The following is an 18,745-nucleotide window of genomic DNA, read 5'->3' as shown; positions in this document are numbered from 1 at the left end:
CTATTTCTTCAAATCAATATCGATATACATCCACTCTGCAGGCAGTATGGGATGCTTTTTAAAACCAATCACACGCGGTTGTGCCAAGATATTGCGGTAACGCGCGCCAATCACCTGTACAGGCATATACACTTCCAGCAGGCGTGACATTTTGGCGTAGATTGCATCGCGCTCTGGGCTTGGTGTCATCTTTTGGGCTTGTTCATATAGGCGGTCATATTCAGGAATTTTGACGCAGCCATTGTTGGTGATCTTGATGTTTTTGCCATAAAACAGCTGCATAAAGTTATCTGCATCTGGGTAGTCTGCAATCCATGCTGATGCTTTAAACATGGTTTTACATTGTTTTTCTAATTTCAAAGCTTCAGCAAAAGGCATCGACTTGGTGGTCATTTTGATTTTGATGTTGTCTAGGGTTTTCTTCCAAAACTCGGCCTGTTGTTGACTGCGTAAATTATTGCCCGAAAGCGTCATCTCAATCACCAAAGGTTTCCCATTCGGCTGAGTACGCCAACCATCCGCAGCCACGTTATAGTGATAACGATCTAACAATAAATTTGCTGCTTTGACTGAATAAGGAATACTGCTTCGATAATTGGGATCGTAGCCCACCACACCACTTGGAATCGGCGCTTGCAGTTTTTGCGCATCACCTTTTTGTAAAATATTGATGTAGTTATCGGCTGAAAATGCCATCGCCATGGCACGGCGCAGGGCGATTTTATCTTTACTTAAGCCGCCGACTATTGGGTTTTGCATATTCCAATAATGATAGTCAATAGAGGGATCGGTGATTCGTGACAGCTGTACGCCTTTTTTAACCAATTCAGGTTTTAGTTTTCCATCTTGTAAGGCTTGAACCGTCAGCTCACCATCTAAGGCAAACAAATCCACTTCATCTTTAATAAAGGACAACCATCGCGACTGGCCTTCTTCCATCACCTGAATATCAATCACACCAATTTGCGGCATCTTTTTGCCTTGCATGGCTTTAACGATCTTTTGGTCCTCAGGCGTACTGGCCTTAAAGTTCCAAACAAAACTTCGGAAATCAGGGTTGGACTTTAAAATAATCCGTGAACCTGGCGTCCAACGGCTGAGCATATACGGCCCCGTTCCTATTGGATGCCCCATCACAAACCCAGATTTGTCACGATATTTTTCGATGACTTCCCGTGCAACCGCGCCTGCAGGCTGATGCGCAAGCAGCATTGGAAAGTTCTGATCAGGGCTGGTCAGGCGAATAACCAAGGTATAACGGTCTGGTGTTTGCAAGCCCACGACAGATTGGTCGTAATTGAATTTTCCTGTTTTCTGCGCCTCTTTCAGCAAAGCATCCATCCCTAAGATTCGCCCATCAAGCAACCAACTGTTGGGTGAACGCAAACTCGGATCCATTAAGCGTTTAAAGGTATACACATAATCAGCCGAGGTCAGCTCACGCTTTTTACCTTTAAACACTGGGTCAGCAGCAAAATAAATCCCCTTTTGCAGACGAATGGTATAGGTCAATCCATCCGCGCTCACCTCGGGTAAAGCCGCAGCTGTTCGTGGTACCAATTTCGCAGGTGAGGCCAAATAATCATAGGTAAACAACGTTTCAAAAATCGAACCATTGACATGGGCTGAGTACAAGTCATGCACGCCCGCAGGGTCAAAGCCTGTTTCAGCCACAGGAAAAACATAACGTAAAACTTTTTTCGGGTCGGTAGGGCTTTGCGCAAAACTGGAAACTGAACTACTCAGCAGAATGCTGCCTGCCAAAATTCCCAAACCCCATCGTTTCAATGTCTGATTTAGATCTCTCATTATGTTCTACATCTCAATTATTTTTTTATGGGCTGAATATCCAAATACTGCCAATTGGTATTCATCATCGGATGTGCTTTAAAACCCTGAATCTGTGGATGTAACAACCAATTTCGAATGCGACTGTTATGAATAATCCATGGATTATCGGCTTCAATTTGACGACTAAGTTTTTCATAAAATGGCAAACGCTGAGGCGGTGGGAGTGCCATTGCTTGTGTATAAAGTGCATCATACGCTTTGGACTGGTAGCAACTGAGATTGCCCTGAGCCGAATTGGGCCCATACAGCAGCTGGGCAAAGTTTTCCCCTTCAGGATAATCAGCAATCCAAGCCCCGCCCCAAATCATATATTTACATTGCATCGCTGCTTTTAAATTGTCAGCAAAGTTACTCACCACAAAGTCAGCACGCAGACCAATCGCATCTAAATTTTTCTTCCACAGTTCAGACTGAATCACGGAACTGGAACTATTTTCTGTCATAAACTTGAGCGTTAGAGGCTGACCATTCGGTAGTCGGCGGTAGCCATCTCCCCCCTTTTTATAACCAAAACGATCCAGTAATTTATTCGCCAAGAGCGGGTTATAGGCCACACTACTCCGATAATTCGGATTAAAGCCTTGTACCCCCTCAGGCACCAACATCTCCGACTTCACCGCCTGCCCTTTATACAGTTGTTTAATGGCTTCTGCTTGGTTATAAGCCAGACTAATCGCACGTCTTAATGCAACTTTTTCAAGCCCAAACCCGCCTACTGTAGGGTCTTGCATATTAAACATGGTATAGGTGATTTCAGCGTCTTTATTGGGGAAATGTTGAATACCCTGCTTGACCAGTTCAGGTTTGAGTTGTTTGCCATTTAAAGCCTGTGGTACTGCATTGGAAGTCAGTTTGTCAAAATCGAGTTGGCCTGATTTGAACGCGAGCCAGCGTGATTGTTCTTCTTCAATAATACTGACGCTGACTTTGCCAATTTGCGGCATTTTTTTGCCTTGCATTTCTTTGACCAGACGATTATCCCAACTTGAACCTGTAGATTTAAAGTTCCATGTAAAACCACGATATTTCGGGTTGGCCACCAGTTCAATACGACTCCGCGGTACATATTTACTCAGTTGATAAGGCCCTGTTCCCACGGGATGTTGCGCGATTCGGTCCCCATAAAACTCCACCACTTCCCGCGCTGTTCCACTAAATGTGGCGTAAGCTAAGATATAGGGAAAGTTATAGTCAGGACGGGTCAATGTGATTTGTAGTGTGTATTTATCGAGAGCTTTTAAACCCGAAATCGCGGCATCGTAATTAAACTGGCCTGTTTTCTTGGCTTGAGCAACAGCAGTATCGCCACCGACAATTTTACCCTCTATAAATGAATAGGTCGGTGAGCGGTTTTTCGGGTCCATAATCCGCATCATAGAATAAATATAATCTTGCGCCACCAACTCTCGCGGCTTGCCTTTGAAGGCTGCGTCATCGCTAAAATAAATATTGGGCTGAATTTTAAAGATATAGACTTTGCCCTCTTGTTCTATTTTTGGCATCGACACTGCTGTGTTTGGAACCAATTGAGCGGGGCGTGCCAAATAATCGTATTTTAAAAGTGGTTCAAAAATGGCTTGGGCAATACTACCACTATAAAAATTATAGGTTTTAACCGTATCAAAACCATCATCAGGCGCTTCATAAGCAATATTTAATACTTTGTTTGAATCTGCAGGCGACTTTGCATAGGCAGAAAAGCCAAAACCCATCGCAAGGGATAAAGCAGCAAGCTTCAGTTTTTTTGAATTCAAGTTCATACCTATACACATCTTTTTTTAAGCAAGGTGATCTCATGCCATCCATGTTCAATGTCTGTGTTTTATTTTTAAGACAACACTGACAAAAACTTAAAACATAAACCCATGTTTTATAAATTAAATTTTAATTATCAAAATTTAAAAAACGGTCATGGGCAAATATTCACCCCAGCAACAAAGCGAATATCATGCCATGCCTATTTTTTCTAATTCCTTAGGATGTTGTACCATAAGTCGAAAAATGTTCCATCCAATTTATACGGCCAAGCTTCAAATATAACTTAGGTAAATGATCGATTTCTTTTTGATTAGTGGCCGTAGACAGCAATTTAAACCTGTTCTTTATTCACACCAGATAATGAACGTGATGCCATACAATTATCCCTCTGTCATTGCGCACACTATGTTTTACTTCTTTGATGTCATTTGAATTATTTTTCTAGTCGGTATTCATGAAAAACGTTTTCGTCACTGCAAAATCTTCATTTTTAGTTTGAGCGAAGTTCGACTTGAAACTTTCCAAAATTTAGCAACAGCTCATCCTCCAAGTGCAGCATGATCATGCATGCTTTGGAAGAGGATGAGTTTCATTATTTTTCATATGTAAACAATAAAAGTAAAAAGATTACTTCAATACGGGAATGTCGATCCACAATGCTTGCGGAAAATGTGTCGCCAAATAAGCTTTTAAATAGGTCGCCGTGTCTTTAGAAATGAGTTCATCTTGTGACTCATCATTTAAGTTATAAGCCAAAGCATAAAGCTCTAAACCACGACTTTTCAGTGCTTCTAAACTTAAAATGGTATGATTAATACTACCCAAACGTCCCGAACTCACCAAAATCACAGGCAGTTGCTTGGCTGCAATATAGTCAATACTGAGCAAATCTGTGGTTAAGGGCACCATCAAACCACCCGCACCTTCTAACAACACTACCTCATATTTTTCAGCCAGCTGCTGAGTAGCACGCTCGATTTTTGCAAAATCAATCTCACGACCATCAATTTTAGTCGCTAAATGTGGCGATGCAGGATAACTAAAAATTTCAGGCATGGTCAGCTTACTGTCATCTTCTGGAAACCAGCCCATACCCATAATTTTACGATGCTGTTCAATGTCTTCAGAAACATCAACATTGCCCGTTTGCACTAGCTTTTGGGTAATGGTTTTTTGGCCTTGTTCATTCCAAAGCTTGGCTAAGTAGCCCGTGGTATAGGTTTTCCCAATGCCTGTATCGATTCCACTAATAAAGTAAACTGATCCAGTCATGGCATTCTCCGTGCAATACAATAAATAGGGTGATAACTCAGGCGATAATGAATCTGACCTGATGTATCGAGTTGTGAAAACTGTTGATAATCTTGATAAAAGCGTTCAAGCGAGTGCTTGGTCCAACGAAAGCTAGAGGCAGTTGCCGTGACACCTGTGGCTTTTAAATGTTGCAGTACCTGTTTCGGTGTCGCAAAGTCTAAGTACTCAATCTGTTCAGACAGATGCAGAACTTCAAAGCCTTGGTTCTTCAATTTTACCCGGAGTTGATCGAGGTTGACATAATCTAAACCTTGCCCCGTTAAGGTCTTAATCTCTTGTAAATTCCGCTCACCAAAAGTGGAAAAACAAAACAGCCCTTGTGGAAGCAGACTGTCATTCGCTTTCTGAAAAACAGCATCAAGATTCGTCATCCACTGCAGCGCAGAGGTCGATACGATCAGTTCTAAATAAGCTGGAAAAACAAGCTGTTCAATATCGCCTAATAACCAGTCTATATTTGAATAGCCCTGAAAGTGCTGCTGCACTTCGGCATATAAGTCATTCAGAAGATAGTGTGAAATTTGGAAATCTTTCAGCAGTAAATGGCTTAAATTGCCTGAACCACAACCAATTTCAAACACCCGCTCAAATTGCGTTTTAACGGCATAACGTTGGATTAAATCAAAAAGCTGGCGTGCAATTTGCTTTTGCACAACCGCATGCTCACTGTAGCTTTGCCCTGCCTGAGCAAAGCGCAATGCGACTTGTGCTTTATCAATCTCTAAATTCTTCACGGCTCACTCACAACAACTGAATCAACTGATCTAAATCAGTATGGCGAACTTGAGCGGTCAAGGAAATACGCAGTCTAGAACTATGCTGCGGCACAGTCGGCGGTCGTACAGGCATAATATAAAAACCCGATTGTTGCAAAGCTTTTGCCTTCTCTACCGTTTTGCTTGAATCCCCGATGATCACAGGGACAATTTGAGACGTTGATGGACAATCAAAACCTTTCGCCTGAACTGCTTGCTGTAGACGCTGACTGATACTGTGTAAATGCTGACGTGTATTATTTAACTGCAAGACTTGTTGCAAGATAAAGTTGCTCCACGCCATACAGATCGGCGGTTGTGCCGTACTAAAAATCAATGGGCGCATCGTATTGATGAGATAGTCTCGAATCACAGGGTGACAAATCAGATAGCCACCGATTGAAGCCATAGCCTTACCCAAAGCACCAACTAAAAAGTCGATCTCATCAATCACTTGGTATTGCTCAGCACAGCCCAAGCCTTGCTCACCACGTACGCCAATGCCATGTGCTTCGTCGACATAGAGCATGACTTTTTCAAACTGTTTTTTGATGCGAACCAATTCAGCCAAATCGGTTTCATCACCATCCATACTAAAAATGGACTCCGTCACCACAATGATTCGCTCAAAAGTATCATCGGTATGATACTTCTGTAAAAGTTGAGTCAAATGTGCCAAGTCATTATGGCGATAACGTACCAACTTCGCTGTCGATAAACGAATGCCATCAATCATGCTAGCGTGGATTAATTTATCAGCCAGAATTAGGGTTTTACTGTCCGCTAGCGCAGGTAAAATACCGATATTCATGTGATAGCCGCTGTTGAATACCAAAGCCGATCGACCATGAAAAGCCTGACTTAGACTGGCCTCGAACTGTTCATATTCAGGAAAATTACCCGTCAATAAGCGTGAAGAAGCTGAACTCATCCAACGCTGTGCATTTGGTGTTTCATCGAAAAACTGTTCACGTAATTCTATATTTGCAGCCAATCCTAGATAGTCATTCGATGCCAAATTCAACATCTCATGATCATTGATTCGAATCATCCGCCCTTGCTGCATATTGGACGTGAACTGGCGCAAATTGCCTTGCTGTTTAAGTACATCCAGTTGTGCTGCAAAATGTTCTACATGCTTCATACAACAGGCTCCTGCATCTGCGCTACCACTTCAACCAGTTGCTCAAGTAAGGTCTTGAGTTCCTGTGTGGTAATCACATAAGGGGGCATCACATAGACCAGTTTTCCAAATGGTCGCACCCAAATACCACGGCGGACAAACTCCTGTTGTAAGGTCTTCATATCTACATTAAACGTCAGCTCAACCACACCGATGGCCCCCAATACACGAACCTCGTGTACATATTCAAGTGACTGCAACGGTGTCAAAGCGGTACGAAGTTGTGTTTCAATGCGTTGAATATTGCTTTGCCAATCTTGTGAGATCAGGAGTTCTGTACTTTTCGCCGCCACCGCACACGCCAAGGGATTGGCCATAAACGTTGGACCGTGCATAAACACACCCGCTTCGCCTCGACTGATGGTTTCAGCAATATGCTTTGTGGTTAAGGTTGCAGACAAGGTCATATAGCCGCCTGTCAAACCTTTACCCATACACATAATGTCAGGTTCGACCTGTGCATGCTCCCAAGCAAAGAGTTTCCCCGTACGCCCAAAACCCGTCGCAATTTCATCAAAAATCAGTAAAACGCTGTATTTTTCACACAACAATTTGGCCTGCCGTAAATACTCAGGATGATAAAAACGCATCCCTCCTGCACCCTGAACAATCGGCTCAATAATCAGCGCGGCGATACTTTCATGCTGTGTAGCTAAGGTGTTTTCAAGCTCACAAATGTCCTTCTGATCCCATGCTGCATCAAAGGCCACTTGCGGTGCAGGAACAAAAATACGATTGGGTAAACTTGAGCCAAAAATTTGATGCATTCCTGTGACAGGGTCACAGACCGACATCGCATTCCATGTATCACCATGGTAGCCCGAACGCGGGGTGACAAAATTGGTTTTGTCTTGTTTCCCAAGCGAAGTCCAATATTGAACTGCCATCTTTAACGCCACTTCAACCGCAACAGAACCCGAGTCTGCATAGAAAATTTTATCTAAACTTGGCGGGGTGATTTGCAACAGTAATTTGCCCAGTTGAATGGCTGGATCATGGCTAAAACCACCAAACATAATATGCGACATGTTTTGCAGTTGATCTGTCACAGCCTTGTTCAGTTCAGGATGATTATAACCATGTATGGTGCACCACCACGAAGACATTCCATCAATCAGCTGACGCCCATCTTCTAGTTCAATGGTTGAACCAAAGGCTTTTTTGACTTTAAAGGTGGGGAGCGGATTGGTCATCGAGGTATAAGGATGCCAAATATGTTCTCTATCAAATGCTAAGTCATCCAACTCAGCATCCAATTTGGCATTAATCTCAGTCATCCTTAACTCCATATCGACTACAGTTACAGCAAAATTTCAATTCGACTGATCTTAAACCTGCGCGCATCAAAAAGAAATTGCGATATTCGCCACTCAGCAAATTGTTTAATCCATTTTTTGTAAATATTGGCAGATTTTGTCAGTTACTTCATCGGCATGAAAAACTGGAAGTCCATGTGAACCACTTAAAAGCATCGCATCTAAAAAATTTGTGCCTAAAGCTTTTAAATTATCCAAGACTTTGTAGCTAACTAAAAAATCTTGTTTGGCTAATAGATGGAGTTGATGTCCCGTATAATTTTGTAAGATCTCAACGGTATTTAAATGCTCTAAGCAATTTAGTCCCTGTTTTAACAGATCTAAAGATTGAGGTTGGAGCAAACTTTGCAACTGCAAAAAATCTTGCTTGGTGGTTGCCGTCCCTTGGCATACCATAAATCCAAATTTCTTTAAGGTTGCAATCGCATCTTCTTCGAAGGATTGTTTAAAGTTTTGAAATGTCGCTGGACTCATCGCGGTTGGCCAGTTTTCATGCGCCACAAAGCACGGATTTGAAGCCAAAGTGATTAATACTTTTTGCTGTTGATACTGCTGTTCAACAGCCTCGACCAATAAAGTCGCCAGTTGTCCACCCAAAGACCAACCGATAATGACATCAAAATCTTTGGCTTGTTCAGCATGTTGCTGCAAAACTTGCGCATCCAATCCATTAAAAATATTGATCAGCTCAACCGAATGGCCTTTATGCTGCAGAGCATGAGCCAAAGATTGCAATAACTTGGTTCCACCACCCCAGCCCGTGATGAGTAAGATACGTTGATTCAATGCCGACTCTAAAACTGTAAATTTCAAACAGTATAAAACCTCAGACTCCGTTACAAAGCAAGCCCTTTGAATGAACAGTAAATTTAAATAAATAATTCAAATTTAGACACCAGAATCTCAGCACTTTATTGCCTTAAAATTTGCTAAGATCAATGAAATACATTTCTGGACAGCCTACACAATGAAAATAATGCAAATGGCAACGATTAGCTTAATTTCGCTAGGTAGTTTCTGTGCCATCAATAGCGCCACTTATGCAGCACCGGCTTTTTCAAGCGCTTCATCAGACCAAAAACAATGGGTAGGCAAGCCCGCACCGAGTTTTAAGTTACAAGATCAAAATGCCAAATGGCATGAGCTCAAACAATATCAAGGCAAATGGGTCGTTCTCTATTTTTATCCGAAGGATGACTCACCGGGCTGCACCCAAGAAGCCAATCAGTTTAAAGCACTCTACCCACAATTTAGCAAAAATAATGCGGTGGTCTTAGGCGTAAGTTTGGACGATGTACAGTCACATCAAAAATTTTCTAAAAAGTTGGGGCTGAATTTCCCTATTTTAGCTGATAACAATCATCAACTGGCAAATCAATTAGGTATCGTGCGGAACTTGGGCATCGCGAAAATTGCCAGACGTGAAACCTTTCTGATTGACCCACAAGGTACGGTGGTCTATCACTACAGCAGTGTAAATACCCAAACCCATGCGGGACAAGTATTGGCAGATATTCAAAAATTCTCTAAAAAATAACCCATACAAAAAAGCCTTCGGACATTGATTCGAAGGCTTTTTTGATTACTCAGTATGTAAATGCAAAAGCACCTTTACATAAAACTGGTGGCTAGCATCTCTTACATTTGAGACTGAATGTAGTTTTGCAGACCAATCAACTCGATTAAACGTAATTGTTTTTCTAACCAATAGGTATGGTCTTCTTCGGTATCTGACATTTGTTGACGTAACATGTCACGGGTAATGTAATCACCCTTTTCTTCACACAATTTTACGCCTTGTGCTAATTTTTCACGTACATGATATTCAAGCTTTAAATCGGCTTTTAAGCAAGAAACCACATCTTCACCAATTTCAACGTCATCACGTTGCATATTCGGTGTGCCTTCCAAAAACAAAACACGGCGAATAATCGCATCTGCATGTTGTGCTTCTTCTTGCATTTCATGATCGATACGTTCAAAGATTTTGCTTAAGCCCCAATCTTCATACATACGTGAATGAATGAGATATTGATCGCGTGCAGCCAATTCTCCACCGATCAACATATTTAAGTAGTCTACGACTTCAGGATTGCCACGCATTTCAAAATCTCCATTCTCTAATGCAACTATTATGGACACATTTAATTCACTTTGCAAAAGATAAATTATGTAAGTTTATGATTTTTATAAAATTAAAATGAGAAACATACGCATTTGCAGTATGAATCATCAAAATAATAGTTATAAAAGAAGCCTTTGCAAAACTTCATCTCTTTTACAAAGGCTTTTTAGGCTTAAACAGCCCTGTGCTTCATTTTGTAACCATTAAAAATGCTTCTTATTTCAGCCTTGGAACGGTATTCATTCTTTCACTTGTTCTGAGCAACGGACCAAAGAGAACCCACGTCTGCGGACTGGACTCGGGCCTGAGCTTGACGATAAAAACGGAAAAATAACCCAGAAAAAAGAATAGCAAAGACGTCAATCCACCATAAAGAGGAAGAAGATGACCATAGTCCAATCTCAGGTAAGAGCAGTTCTATAGCAGAAGTCAAAGGCATAAGCAGTAAAACAATCACAATCGACAGCAGTAACGTTGGTAATGCTCGCGCCGCGCCCAGTACAAAGCTAAGCATTAAACTGAAGATAAAAATCGCATAATAGATATACATAAACCATGCGTTGATGCTGTGTAGTTCAGGACTGAATACATAGGCCCAACGCCCGATCAACATACTCATAACAATGCCAAAGACTGTTCCCAAACATGACCCTATGGTTAAGTTTGCGATGAATTGCACATCCTTACGCTGGGCAGGTGGTGCTAAATTTGGATTTTTTTGTCGTTTCACTCGAGATTCAATCCATAACAGATTACCTGAGTAAAATAAAAATGCTCCGCCTAGACCCAAGGCCAAATATAACCAACGGGTAAAATCTCCGCCATAGTTACCAAAGTGCAAACTGAACATCGATCGAATCAGTTGATCTAGACCAGAACTCTGGGTATTTAAATTGGCTGTACTATAAGGTGCAGGCTGATAAGGATTGAAAAACATCACGTCGAAGTTATCACCGCGTAACATCTGATCTGGACTATATAAACTGACGCGTGCCGAAGCCTTGGCGGGTTGGTCTAGATTGTTAAAGCTTACAGACGAGACCTCATAGCCCTGTGCTTGTTGCTGTACCTGTAAGAGTATTTTTTCAACATCCAGTTGAGGAACCGGATCTGCAATCTGCACCGCAGCAGGACGTTCAAACAATGGTTTACCTTTGGTGACCAACTGCCCCAAGCCATCATAAAATAGATCATGAAATGCAAAAACAATCACCGTCACACTAATCAAAATATGAAACGGTAAACTGGTAATGCCAATCACATTATGCGCATCGAGCCAAAAGCGTTTTTTATTCTTACCTTGCCGTATCGCAAAATAGTCTTTGACCAACGTCGGCAAGAGGATGATCAAACCTGTCATGAGCGCCAAAAAATATAAGACGGATACCACGCCCATCACATAAACACCGAGTGTATGGTGCCCAAGCATCCCCGGAATGCCTGCTGTTTCATGCAACTGTTCAATCAACCAACCCAGTTTGGATAAATTTTCTTGTTCAACCTGTAAAGTACCATCTGGTTTCAATGTCGCTAACATCGCGCTTTGATCGGTATCAAAGTCGTGATCATCATGTGCTTGACTTTGCGCAGGTTGCCATTGAATCGGGGCATAATGGAACTCTTTGGAGTTTAAATTGATCTGGAAACTTTTTTGCGCTTCAGGATACTGCTGCTGTACCTGTGACACCAAATCGTTGTACTGATGGAGTTCAACCGTATTTAAACTTTGTTGCGGTGGCGTTGCCCACTTACTCAAATCATGCTGAAACATACTCAGCCCACCTGCAAAAAAGCAAATGAACAAGAGAATGCCTGCGCAAATTCCTACCCACGTATGTAACTCTTTGGCCAGTCGGAGAATATCTGTACGTACCTTCATGCCCTATGCCCCTCTGAGCCAAAATACGAGTGTGTAAGCCACAACATTGAAAAACAGATAAATCACAATGGACTGCCATCCACGTGGAATAAAATAGGCCACAAAAAATAACGGTAGCCAAATCCAAGGAATCGACCACATCCCTAACTGTGGAGCAAGACTACGATACTCAGATTGCAGTCCCCACATTGTGATTAATGCAGCTAAAGCGAAAGCTAGACTAAGTCCAAGAACTGCACCAGCAAAGCTTTTCGTCCACCAGTCAGGTTGTATCTTTTGATCGCGTAGCAACGTCATGCGTCAAAGCCCCATATAATAAAGGAATAAATGGCAGTGCTGACCACAACACCAATGGCATCAGTAACCACATCAACACCGCCACCAGTTTTGGTAATACCGCCAGTAAAAGAACCAATGCCAAAACAAAACCAATCCACCCGACCCAACGATACTTTTTCGCCACAGCCTGTTTAAGAACCGTTTGATTAGGATGGGTCAAATACAGCAGTACAGAGCCACCGCAGCACAGGAGTAAACCGAGAAATTTCATCATTGCTTTCAACTTAAATGAGACAGCATTCAGACATAAAAAAAGCCCAATGCATCGCAATGGGCTGATCATAAAAATTAGAAATCGAAAGTGACGCCAAGTTTATAGGTACGGCCTGCACCCAAAATTGCATAGTTATTGCCAAATACCCCAGACCAATATTTTTCATCGGTTAAGTTATTTACATTGGCTCTAAAGGTAGTATTTACACCGCCAATTTTTGTCGCATATTTAGCCCCCAAATCTACAATCGTATAATCAGGCAGTTCTAACTTATTTGTAGAATCTAAGTACTGCTCGCTAACATAAGAAGCACGACCATTTACACTCAAGCCCTCAACGACAGGTATTTTATAGTCCAGACCTAGCCCCGCAGTAAAATCAGGCGTACCGATTACCGTATTGCCAACTTGAGATACTGTCCCTGATTTCACATATTCAGCATCGATATAAGCTAAGTTCGCCATCAAACTTAAGTCTTCGGTTAGCTGTCCTGCTGTTGAAAGCTCGATACCGCGTGAACGCGTTTTGGCATCATCTGTTGTTATTTGGGTATTACCATTGACGTCAGCTTGAGCAAACACTGTAACCATCGTATCTGGTTTTTCAATTTGATAAAGCGCTAAAGTATTGAGCCATGAACCAGCTTGATATTTTGTACCCACTTCATATTGTTTAGTTTGATATGGAGCAAAGGTTTTACCTTTATTCACATCATTAAGCGTTGAATCTACAGTTTTACCTTCAGACAACCCTTCTACATAGCTTGCGTAAAGTGATAAATCTTCTCCAAAAGGCTTAAGCACAATCCCTAGGCTCGGAGATACTTTATCTGAGTTATATGTAGACCTTGAATAAGGCACTAAAGACTCTGTCGAAATATCTTGATAACGCGCACCTAAAATGACTTGTAATTTATCGTCTAGCATCGACATTTGATCGGTTAAGGTATAGCTGACATAACGGTTATCTGCATATGGCCCAATATATGGCTTGGCTGTTGGCATCTGCCCAGATGCACCTACACTTGGGTCATAAAGATTTGTTGTAAACCCATTCGTCGGTAAGATAAAACCTGATGCTCTATTATTATAGTGCTGCCAATAATTGCGGGTTAAGTAATCCGCACGTAAGCCAAGCGTATGTTGAATGGCACCTGTTTCAAACTTCCCTTCTAGACCAAGATTAGCTGCGACAGCATGTTCTTGGTAACCTACTCGATAATATTGTGAACTTGCTGCACCTGTAGCCGCATTTGTTACAATCATCCGCGTACCAAAAATATGTCCCGCATATTCTTTTTCGTTATAGCCTGCACCAGCAAATACTTTTAAATCAGGACTAAATTTATATTCGCCTGATGCTCCTACATATTGGCTATTTTGTTCACCATGAATATTTTGAAAGAAATTACTATCACCACTCGGCGCATCAATCACTTTTCCAATGGTTCCCATACTCACCATTACAGGTGAACCATTATCCCGCTTGTCTCTCACCGCATAAGCGTCAAAGTTTAGCTTCAACTTGTCTGTTGTATAGTCCAGTGCCACGACACCTGTTGCATTGGAATCATCCATCCCCTCAACGATATGTTCACCTTGTCCATAAGAACCGCTGACACGTACACCAAATTCATTGTTGTCGCCTAAACGTCTTGCAACATCGAAGCCTGACTTATAGTAGCCATCATCTTCATAGCTTGCACTTACACGTGTCAGATCTTGCTTGGCACGTTTGGTTTGTGCCATTACCACGCCACCAACACCACCCGCTGGCGCCATACCAGCAACCAAGGCATTTGGACCTTTAAGTACAGTGACCGAATCAATAATATCGGTCGGAATTCGACCTGTTGGAGCCATGCCATATAGGCCATTGATGTTGTAGTCTTCAAAACCCACGAAGAAACCACGAATCTGAACATTTTCATTTAAATGGCCTGAATTGGTCGTTTCACGAATACTCGGATCATTTTTAAGAACTTCAGAGACCGTCGCTGCTTGGCTATCGATAATGGTTTTGGCGGTATATGTGGTGACACTAAAAGGCGTGTCAATCACAGACTTATTCCCTAAAGCACCTAAGTTAGCATCCTTCGCCAATTTGCCATCGGCATAGCCTTGTTGTGTCTGTGCTTCTGATTTTAAGGCAGGTAAAACTGAAATCTCCTCTGCAAAAGTAAGCTGTAAACAGCCTCCACCCATCATTAAAAGCCCAACAGAGCTTGCAAGAATTTTCTTAGAGAAGGATTTCATTTTAAACAACACTTATTTTTAATGAGAATCATTATTATATGCAAAATAATTATCATTATTTATTGTATTTTATAATTTGACTTATCTATTTGATCTAAAATATAAATTTAAGCTTACTGCGAAAAAATACGTTTTACTCGCTTATTTTCAATACAGTTTGGTGCAATATCATAAAATGACGCATAAGTCAGGCATCTGTTCACCCCATAGGCAAAGACTTTCATGGCATTCACGTTTACACTAAGCCAATACTTAAAACAACAATGGGTAATCTATGACAAACTTAGCAACACAAGCACCAGTACTGGTTACAGGTGCATCGGGTTATATTGCCAGTTGGGTGATTCAAAAATTATTAACCCAAGGGTATACCGTTCATGCCACTGTACGTGACCTGAACAAGACCCAAAGCTTCGCGCATTTATCTAAAATTGCAGACAGCAGTGCTGGAACACTGAAACTCTTTAAAGCCAATTTGCTCGAACCCAATTCCTTTAAAGAAGCGATGCAAGGTTGTGAAATTGTCTTTCATATGGCCTCTCCTTTCGTCGTTACCAACTATAAAGATGCGGTGAAAGACATCATTGAACCTGCTGTTTTGGGTACAGAAAATGTCTTAAACGCCGTTAATGAAACCGAATCCGTTAAACGCGTCATCGTCACTTCGAGTATTGCGTCGACCTATGGTGATGCCATTGATATTTTAAAAACAGACCACAATACTTTTAATGAAAGTCACTGGAACAGCAGCAGTTCTGAGACCCATCAGCCTTATCCATATTCTAAAGTGATGGCTGAGCGTAAAGCTTGGGAAATGGCTGAGGCACAAGATCGTTGGCAGTTGGTATGCATTAACCCTGCGTTGGTCTTTGGTCGTTCATTGACACCAAATACGCAGTCAGGTTCCATTGAGGTCTTACAACAATTTACCAATGGCTTAACACTCGCGGGTGTTCCACCCATGTGGAATGGTGTGGTCGATGTTCAAGATGTTGCTGAAGCGCACTTACAAGCAGCATTCACCCCAGAAGCAACAGGTCGTTACATTGTAAGTGGTGGAACTTTAAGTCTGCTTGAAATCGGTCAATTGCTTAAAGCACATTTTGGTTGGAAGTTTCCATTTCCACGAAATGAACTTCCCAAAGCAGCCTTTAAAGTAATTGGTCCATTCATTGGTTTTAGCCGCGAGTTTGTTGAATTGAATATGGGTTATCCCATTTATTTTGATGCGAACAAGAGCCAAAAAGAATTAGGCTTAGAGTATCGAGATGTCAAAGAAAGCCTCATTGAGCACTTTCAACAATTGCTTGATGACGGTGTCATCAAACAATATATTCCTTGAAAATAAATAAAAAGCATAATACTAGTCAATTTCATAACTGACGAGCATTATGCTTTTTCTAAATTTATGAAGGTATGGGATACACGAAATGTCATCAGCAACTGTTCGAGACAACACTACATTAGAAAAAAAATTGTTTCTGCGACAATTTTATTCATTGATGGCAATGAACGAGTTTTGCTGATGACTAATGCCTTTGGTTACTTTGGGCTAATCCAAAGTAACATACGAACTTCAAGCATTTGATGCTAATACGGTAAGACTCTGCTGTGAACCCCTTCATCATTAAAAGTCGTTTTAGTCGTGCTTTAACTAAATATTATCTGAACCGTATATTTTTGATCCAAATCAAAAATCTAAACCTCTAACTGACCATAATCTTTCATCAGTTGAATAAACTCAGCTTCATTGATCACAGCAATCCCAAGCTTCTCAGCTTTATCTAGCTTTGAACCTGCTTTTTCACCTGCAACGACACACTTGGTTTTACTCGACACACTACCACTCACACGTGCGCCCAGTGCTTGCAAGAGCTGTGTTGCTTCATCACGGCCCATCGTACTGAGTGTCCCTGTCACGACCCAACTTTCACCATTTAAAGGTTGGCGACTTGGTGCCACAGGCGCGTCCCAGTGAATACCTGCCGCCAATAATCGGTCTAAAACTTCAAGGTTATGCGGCGCTTGGAAAAAGTCGACAATCCACTCTGCCGTGATATCCCCAACATCTGGAGTTTTCTTTAAAGCTTCAATGTCTGCGACACGTAGCGCATCTAAAGTTTGGAAAGTATTTGCCAACATACGTGCTGTGGTTTCACCCACCCCACGAATCCCCAGTGCATAAATAAATGCAGCCAAAGTGGTCTTCTTGCTATTTTCAATCGAATCAATCAAGTTCTGAACGGACTTCTCACCCATTTTTTCAATGGTTAATAGTTTTTCTCGGTGCTCGTGTAGGTGATAAATATCAGCCACATCTTTAAGCAAATCAAGATGTAACAATGATTCGACCCAACGATCACCCAAACCTTCAATATCAAGAGCTTTACGTGACACGAAGTGGCGAATTGCCTCAATACGCTGTGCAGCACAATACAAACCACCAGAGCAACGTGCTAAAGCTTCACCTTCGGGCATCACCACAGGCGATTCACACACGGGACATTGGCTCGGGAGTTCAACTTCAGTCGCATCGACAGGACGGAACTCAGGCCACACTTTTTCCACTTTGGGAATCACATCACCACTACGGTAAACACTGACAGTATCGCCAATTCGCACATCTAAACGGTGGATTTCCCCAATATTATGCAAGGTCACATTTGAAACGGTCACGCCGCCCACAGCGACAGGATTCAACCGCGCTACAGGGGTCAATGTACCTGTACGTCCCACTTGCCAGTCAATATTTTCAACCGTGGTAAGCGCAGCCACCGCAGGGAATTTATAAGCCGTTGCCCAACGCGGTTCACGACTTAAAAAACCGAGCTGTTGCTGTTGTTTGAGGCTATTGATCTTAATCACCATGCCGTCAATTTCCACACTCAATTGTGGTCGTTCCGCATTGATTTGTTCATAAACCGCTTGAACTTCTTGAATACTATCACAGACAAAATGACGCTCGCCAACCGCAAAACCAAACTGTTGCAACCACTCTAGACTTTCCGACATGGTGCTTTGACCATGGTTCGGTTCACACTGCGCAATACCATAAGCATAAAATGCGAGTGGACGCGAAGCCGCAATATTCGGGTCTAACTGACGTAGACTCCCCGCTGCGGCATTACGTGGGTTGGCAAAAGTCTTCTCACCTTTGGCTTCGTTTTCGGCATTGAGCTTTTCAAAGCCTGCTTTAGGCATCAAAACTTCGCCACGAACTTCCAGTAGCGTAGGTACTTCGCCCTGATTTGTGGTCAACACCTTCGGCAAGTTCCGAATGGTTTTGACGTTTTGGGTAATGTCTTCCCCTGTTTCACCATCACCACGCGTCACCCCACGCACCAGCACACCTTGTTCATACCACAGTGAGATCGCAAGACCATCAAACTTCAGTTCGACATCGTATTGAATCGTTTGATTCGGCAACCGTTCTTCTGCACGGCGTGCAAAGGCAAACAGTTCTTCCTGATTAAACACATTGCCTAAAGACAGCATCGGTACCACATGGGTCACGCTCGTAAACTTCGCCAAAGGTTTAGCACCGACTTTATTGATCGGGCTATCTGGCTGAATACACTCAGGGTATTGTTCTTCTAAAGCTTTCAACTGATGAAAAAGCTGATCATATTCACTGTCTAAAATGGTCGGCTGATCCATCACATAATAAGCATGATTATGCTGTGCCAAAATTTGGATCAGTTGACGCATTTGCGCAACGACAGTCGAAGTTTGAGTCATAATTTCACCATAAAAAAG

At 42.1% G+C, this 18,745-nt stretch carries 15 protein-coding genes; 2 read left to right on the top strand and 13 right to left on the bottom strand.

The genetic code is table 11. The features are described 5' to 3' along the window. The 7 genes from RR876_RS03740 to RR876_RS03710 form a co-directional block, all read right to left on the bottom strand. A complete protein-coding gene (locus RR876_RS03740; protein ID WP_332637063.1) occupies window positions 1-1,809 on the bottom strand; it encodes an ABC transporter substrate-binding protein in 1,809 nt (602 codons plus the stop codon). Window positions 1,810-1,826: 17 nt separating this feature from the next. Next, window positions 1,827-3,611 (bottom strand): ABC transporter substrate-binding protein, encoded by a 1,785-nt coding sequence (locus RR876_RS03735; protein WP_332476674.1) that lies wholly within the window; start codon window positions 3,609-3,611, stop codon window positions 1,827-1,829. Window positions 3,612-4,236: 625 nt separating this feature from the next. Further along, window positions 4,237-4,881: a dethiobiotin synthase gene (gene bioD / locus RR876_RS03730; RefSeq protein WP_168158223.1), complete on the bottom strand. Its 645-nt coding sequence runs from the start codon at window positions 4,879-4,881 to the stop codon at window positions 4,237-4,239. Then, window positions 4,878-5,657 carry a malonyl-ACP O-methyltransferase BioC gene (gene bioC, locus RR876_RS03725; protein WP_332481822.1) on the bottom strand — a complete coding sequence of 260 codons (780 nt, stop codon included), beginning with the start codon at window positions 5,655-5,657 and terminating at the stop codon, window positions 4,878-4,880. The genes bioD and bioC overlap by 4 nt, the downstream gene beginning before the upstream one ends. A gap of 7 nt (window positions 5,658-5,664) precedes the next feature. After that, a complete protein-coding gene (locus RR876_RS03720; RefSeq protein WP_332476676.1) occupies window positions 5,665-6,822 on the bottom strand; it encodes an 8-amino-7-oxononanoate synthase in 1,158 nt (385 codons plus the stop codon). After that, window positions 6,819-8,138 (bottom strand): adenosylmethionine--8-amino-7-oxononanoate transaminase, encoded by a 1,320-nt coding sequence (bioA, locus tag RR876_RS03715; RefSeq protein ID WP_332481821.1) that lies wholly within the window; start codon window positions 8,136-8,138, stop codon window positions 6,819-6,821. Before bioA ends, RR876_RS03720 begins: the two co-directional genes overlap by 4 nt. A gap of 105 nt (window positions 8,139-8,243) precedes the next feature. Further along, complete coding sequence (locus RR876_RS03710) at window positions 8,244-8,990, bottom strand: hydrolase (protein WP_332476678.1); 747 nt, start codon at window positions 8,988-8,990, stop codon at window positions 8,244-8,246. Between the two features lie 154 nt (window positions 8,991-9,144). Here RR876_RS03710 and RR876_RS03705 point away from each other — a divergent pair, with 154 nt between their 5' ends. Then, window positions 9,145-9,714 carry a peroxiredoxin gene (locus RR876_RS03705; RefSeq protein WP_332476679.1) on the top strand — a complete coding sequence of 190 codons (570 nt, stop codon included), beginning with the start codon at window positions 9,145-9,147 and terminating at the stop codon, window positions 9,712-9,714. Window positions 9,715-9,815: 101 nt separating this feature from the next. Here the strand turns inward: RR876_RS03705 and bfr are convergent, their stop codons facing one another. The 5 genes from bfr to RR876_RS03680 form a co-directional block, all read right to left on the bottom strand. Continuing rightward, entirely contained in the window at window positions 9,816-10,280 is a 465-nt protein-coding gene (gene bfr, locus RR876_RS03700; RefSeq protein ID WP_004695301.1) for a bacterioferritin, read from the bottom strand. A 269-nt stretch (window positions 10,281-10,549) separates the two neighbouring features. Beyond that, window positions 10,550-12,181, bottom strand: a complete 1,632-nt coding sequence (locus RR876_RS03695; RefSeq protein ID WP_332476680.1) for a PepSY-associated TM helix domain-containing protein — start codon at window positions 12,179-12,181, stop codon at window positions 10,550-10,552. A gap of 3 nt (window positions 12,182-12,184) precedes the next feature. Continuing rightward, entirely contained in the window at window positions 12,185-12,478 is a 294-nt protein-coding gene (locus tag RR876_RS03690) for a hypothetical protein (protein WP_332476681.1), read from the bottom strand. Then, window positions 12,444-12,734 carry a hypothetical protein gene (locus RR876_RS03685; protein ID WP_332476682.1) on the bottom strand — a complete coding sequence of 97 codons (291 nt, stop codon included), beginning with the start codon at window positions 12,732-12,734 and terminating at the stop codon, window positions 12,444-12,446. Before RR876_RS03685 ends, RR876_RS03690 begins: the two co-directional genes overlap by 35 nt. Window positions 12,735-12,808: 74 nt before the next feature. Beyond that, window positions 12,809-14,989, bottom strand: coding sequence for a TonB-dependent siderophore receptor (locus tag RR876_RS03680; protein WP_332476683.1), 2,181 nt, complete (start codon window positions 14,987-14,989; stop codon window positions 12,809-12,811). Window positions 14,990-15,263: 274 nt separating this feature from the next. Here RR876_RS03680 and RR876_RS03675 point away from each other — a divergent pair, with 274 nt between their 5' ends. Further along, window positions 15,264-16,331 carry an aldehyde reductase gene (locus RR876_RS03675; RefSeq protein ID WP_332476684.1) on the top strand — a complete coding sequence of 356 codons (1,068 nt, stop codon included), beginning with the start codon at window positions 15,264-15,266 and terminating at the stop codon, window positions 16,329-16,331. Window positions 16,332-16,687: 356 nt separating this feature from the next. Here RR876_RS03675 and ligA read toward each other — a convergent pair whose 3' ends face one another. Then, window positions 16,688-18,727, bottom strand: coding sequence for an NAD-dependent DNA ligase LigA (gene ligA / locus RR876_RS03670; RefSeq protein ID WP_332476685.1), 2,040 nt, complete (start codon window positions 18,725-18,727; stop codon window positions 16,688-16,690). Window positions 18,728-18,745: the final 18 nt, after the last annotated feature.

Source organism: Acinetobacter sp., from assembly GCF_036666595.1.
In the GTDB taxonomy this organism is placed as follows: domain Bacteria; phylum Pseudomonadota; class Gammaproteobacteria; order Pseudomonadales; family Moraxellaceae; genus Acinetobacter.
The sequence above is the reverse complement of the archived record's forward strand: the minus strand, read 5'-3'. Positions and strand labels throughout refer to the sequence as shown.

What these genes read in the sequence shown, in the direction of transcription:
- RR876_RS03740 (WP_332637063.1), bottom strand. Translation starts at nt 1,809, where the DNA reads ATGAGAGATCTAAATCAGACATTGAAACGATGGGGTTTGGGAATTTTG.
- RR876_RS03735 (WP_332476674.1), bottom strand. Translation starts at nt 3,611, where the DNA reads ATGAACTTGAATTCAAAAAAACTGAAGCTTGCTGCTTTATCCCTTGCG.
- bioD (WP_168158223.1), bottom strand. Translation starts at nt 4,881, where the DNA reads ATGACTGGATCAGTTTACTTTATTAGTGGAATCGATACAGGCATTGGG.
- RR876_RS03720 (WP_332476676.1), bottom strand. Translation starts at nt 6,822, where the DNA reads ATGAAGCATGTAGAACATTTTGCAGCACAACTGGATGTACTTAAACAG.
- bioA (WP_332481821.1), bottom strand. Translation starts at nt 8,138, where the DNA reads ATGACTGAGATTAATGCCAAATTGGATGCTGAGTTGGATGACTTAGCA.
- RR876_RS03705 (WP_332476679.1), top strand. Translation starts at nt 9,145, where the DNA reads ATGAAAATAATGCAAATGGCAACGATTAGCTTAATTTCGCTAGGTAGT.
- bfr (WP_004695301.1), bottom strand. Translation starts at nt 10,280, where the DNA reads ATGCGTGGCAATCCTGAAGTCGTAGACTACTTAAATATGTTGATCGGT.
- RR876_RS03695 (WP_332476680.1), bottom strand. Translation starts at nt 12,181, where the DNA reads ATGAAGGTACGTACAGATATTCTCCGACTGGCCAAAGAGTTACATACG.
- RR876_RS03690 (WP_332476681.1), bottom strand. Translation starts at nt 12,478, where the DNA reads ATGACGTTGCTACGCGATCAAAAGATACAACCTGACTGGTGGACGAAA.
- RR876_RS03685 (WP_332476682.1), bottom strand. Translation starts at nt 12,734, where the DNA reads ATGATGAAATTTCTCGGTTTACTCCTGTGCTGCGGTGGCTCTGTACTG.
- RR876_RS03680 (WP_332476683.1), bottom strand. Translation starts at nt 14,989, where the DNA reads ATGAAATCCTTCTCTAAGAAAATTCTTGCAAGCTCTGTTGGGCTTTTA.
- RR876_RS03675 (WP_332476684.1), top strand. Translation starts at nt 15,264, where the DNA reads ATGACAAACTTAGCAACACAAGCACCAGTACTGGTTACAGGTGCATCG.
- ligA (WP_332476685.1), bottom strand. Translation starts at nt 18,727, where the DNA reads ATGACTCAAACTTCGACTGTCGTTGCGCAAATGCGTCAACTGATCCAA.